Annotated in this window: 3 protein-coding genes; all 3 read left to right on the top strand. The window is 44.8% G+C overall.

The window, feature by feature from the left end:
- A partial coding sequence (locus WEIDD23_RS02090) for a DNA-processing protein DprA (protein WP_197458767.1) occupies positions 1-217 on the top strand: 217 nt, incomplete at its 5' end.
- Between the two features lie 130 nt (positions 218-347).
- Entirely contained in the window at positions 348-2,477 is a 2,130-nt protein-coding gene (gene topA, locus WEIDD23_RS02085) for a type I DNA topoisomerase (RefSeq protein WP_010373718.1), read from the top strand.
- A gap of 2 nt (positions 2,478-2,479) precedes the next feature.
- On the top strand, positions 2,480-3,225 hold a 746-nt coding region (locus tag WEIDD23_RS02080), incomplete at its 3' end, for a tyrosine-type recombinase/integrase (RefSeq protein WP_242865390.1).

The following is a 3,225-nucleotide window of genomic DNA, read 5'->3' as shown; positions in this document are numbered from 1 at the left end:
CGGGTTAGCCCAAGCAACTGTTATCGTTGAAGCACGCCAAAAATCGGGATCGTTAATTACGGCCAATGTAGCTCTTGATGAAAATCGGGTTGTGATGGCGGTGCCAGGTCCAGTGACTAACCCACTTTCGGCAGGGACTAACGCATTAATTGTAGCAGGCGCAATACCGCTTATTTCGCCAGCCCAGATTTTGGCAGAGTACGTTAACGCTTGGTAAATGTTTCACAGATGACCTAGTTAGCATTTGTCAAATTCTAGACAGGTAGTGTATAGTACTTTAGTGATAGAGCATTTTAACTGCTATATATAGAAGAAAACAAAAAACTAACAGAAAAGAGGTCCACGCCATGGCAACAGAAACAGAAAAAAAGCCAGCTAAAAAGCGTGCGACGACTACGAAAGCCAAAACAAAGTCTAAGGCGAAGCCAAAGAAAAACTTGGTAATCGTTGAGTCTCCATCGAAAGCGAAAACGATTGAAAAGTATCTAGGTAGCACATATAAGGTGGTTGCTAGTATTGGCCACATTCGTGATTTGCCAAAGTCAACCATGGGTGTTGATATCGAGAATGATTACGCACCAAAGTACATTAATATTCGTGGTAAAGGAGATGTGATCAAGGGGCTAAAGAAAGATGCAAAGGCCGCTAAACATGTTTACTTGGCATCCGACCCGGATCGTGAAGGGGAGGCCATTGCTTGGCATTTGTCACACATTTTAGATTTGGATTTAGAGTCTGGTGAAAACCGAGTTGTGTTCAACGAAATCACCAAAGATGCGGTTAAGGACGCTTTTAAGCAGCCACGTAAGATTGATATGGATCTTGTAGATGCCCAACAGGCTCGACGTGTCTTGGATCGTTTGGTTGGTTACTCAATTTCACCAATTTTGTGGAAGAAGGTTAAAAAAGGCTTGTCTGCTGGCCGTGTGCAATCTGTCGCACTAGGGCTCGTTATTGCACGTGAAAATGAAATTCAGGCCTTCCAACCGGATGAGTATTGGACAATGGACTCAGAGTTCAAGAAGGACAAAACGACCTTTAAAGCCACTTTTTATGGCGTTGACGGTAAGAAATTGGAATTGCCCGATAATGAAGCTGTTCAAGATATCTTACGACGCCTTAATCAAAAGAGTGATTTTGATATTACCAAGGTTGAAGCTAAGGAACGCAAGCGTAATCCACAGCCGGCCTTTACGACATCAACTTTGCAACAAACTGCGAACACCCAGTTAAACTTCCGCACCCGGAAAACAATGATGGCGGCACAACAGTTGTATGAAGGTATCAACTTAGGGGGTAAAGAGGGTAGTGTTGGATTAATTACCTACATGCGTACCGATTCAACGCGAATTTCTGAAATCGCCAAGGCTGATGCGTCAACGTTTATTCATGAAGAATATGGTGCTGAGTACGCAGCAACTAAGCCAGTCCAAGGTAAGCAACAAGAAGGTGCCCAAGATGCCCACGAAGCAATTCGACCAACGTCGGTTTTCCGGACACCAGCGTCGATTAAGGATAAGTTGACGAATGACCAGTTTAAGTTGTATCAACTCATCTGGTCACGTTTTGTGGCAAGTCAAATGACGCCTGAAATTTTGGATACCATGGCAGTTACGATTGAGCAAAACGGGGTGATGTTCCGTGCCAATGGTTCAAAGACGAAGTTTGCTGGATTTACGAAGGCGTATCCGGCTGCGAAGGAAAAGGATAACAAGCTACCAACGTTAACGGTTGGCGACTTGGTTCAGTTGGCTAAAATGTCACCTGAACAGCACTTTACCCAACCGCCTGCCCGCTATACTGAAGCGGCCTTAGTTAAGGCACTTGAAGAGAATGGCGTTGGTCGACCATCAACGTATGCTGCGACGATTGAAACGATTCAGAAGCGTGGCTACGTCCGAATTGATGCGAAGAAATTTGTGCCAACCGAACTAGGTGAGTTGGTCCAAAATACAGTGCAAGAATTTTTCCCAGATGTGACAAACATTAAATTTACAGCTGAAGTTGAAACGAGCTTAGATAACGTTGAGGCAGGCAAAGAAAATTGGGTCAAAGTGATAGACGATTTCTTCAAGCCGTTTTCTAAGGAGTTAACGAAAGCCGAAACGGAAATGGAAAAGATTGTATTAAAGGACCGTTTGGCTGGCTTCAATTGTGACGTCTGTGGGGCACCGATGCTTGAAAAGATGGGACGCTATGGTAAGTTCTACGCTTGTTCTCGATTCCCTGATTGTCGTAACACACAAACGATTGTTGAAGAAATTGGACTTGGTTGCCCAAAGTGTGGTATCGGACAAATTGTTGAGCGAAAGACGAAGCGTGGTCGCACATTTTATGGTTGCTCACGTTACCCAGATTGTGATTTTGTCTCATGGGACAAGCCAACTGAGAAGACGCGTGCTGATGGTACGACACCAAAGGACGACGAAGAAGTTGCAGATACTAAGGCTGAAAAAGAAACAGAGCAGGCAAAATAAAGATGGATACGGCAACGTTGACGGGCTTGTTTTTGGACTATTTGCGGGTTGAGCGGCAATATTCTGAGGATACCCAAAAAGCATATCAATCGGATATTACTGAATTTGTTGCATTCTTGACGGATTCTGGGGATGGTAAACCAGTTGATTTAACTACCATCGATCAGTATGATGCACGTGTGTTTCTGTCGATGCTTTACGAAAAAGGTGACGTCAGCCGGACGATTGCGCGCAAAGTGAGCTCTTTACGGGCGTTTTATCGATTTTTAGAGCGCAACGCAGTTGTTACGACAAACCCGTTTGCAGGTGTACAACTCAAAAAGGCTGGGCAACATTTGCCACGATACTTTTATGAGAAAGAATTGAACAAACTTTTTGACGTCGTCATGGCTGATACGAGCCTGCTCGGATTGCGCAATCGATTGTTACTCGAGATTTTATATGGCACGGGGGCCCGTGTATCGGAAGCAGCAGGCTTAACGTTAGGCATGCTAGATCAAGCTGCCCGAGTAATCACGATAACTGGTAAGGGGAATAAGACGCGCATTGTACCATATGGTCAATATGCGGCTGATGCGCTAGCGAGTTATTTACGTGATGCCCGCCCACAGTTGCTTGCCAAAAGTCCGGTTATGCATGACAAACTATTCGTTAATCAACGTGGTCAGGCATTAACGGCTAGCGGGATTGAATACATTCTGAAGCAATTGGCCAAGAAGGCTGGCTTGACGCAGATGATTTCCGCGCA

It is taken from the genome of Weissella sp. DD23 (genome assembly GCF_001579105.1).
GTDB lineage: Bacteria > Bacillota > Bacilli > Lactobacillales > Lactobacillaceae > Weissella > Weissella cibaria.
The sequence above is the reverse complement of the archived record's forward strand: the minus strand, read 5'-3'. Positions and strand labels throughout refer to the sequence as shown.

Coding starts and splice junctions, on each gene's coding strand:
- topA (WP_010373718.1), top strand. CDS start 348: ATGGCAACAGAAACAGAAAAAAAGCCAGCTAAAAAGCGTGCGACGACT.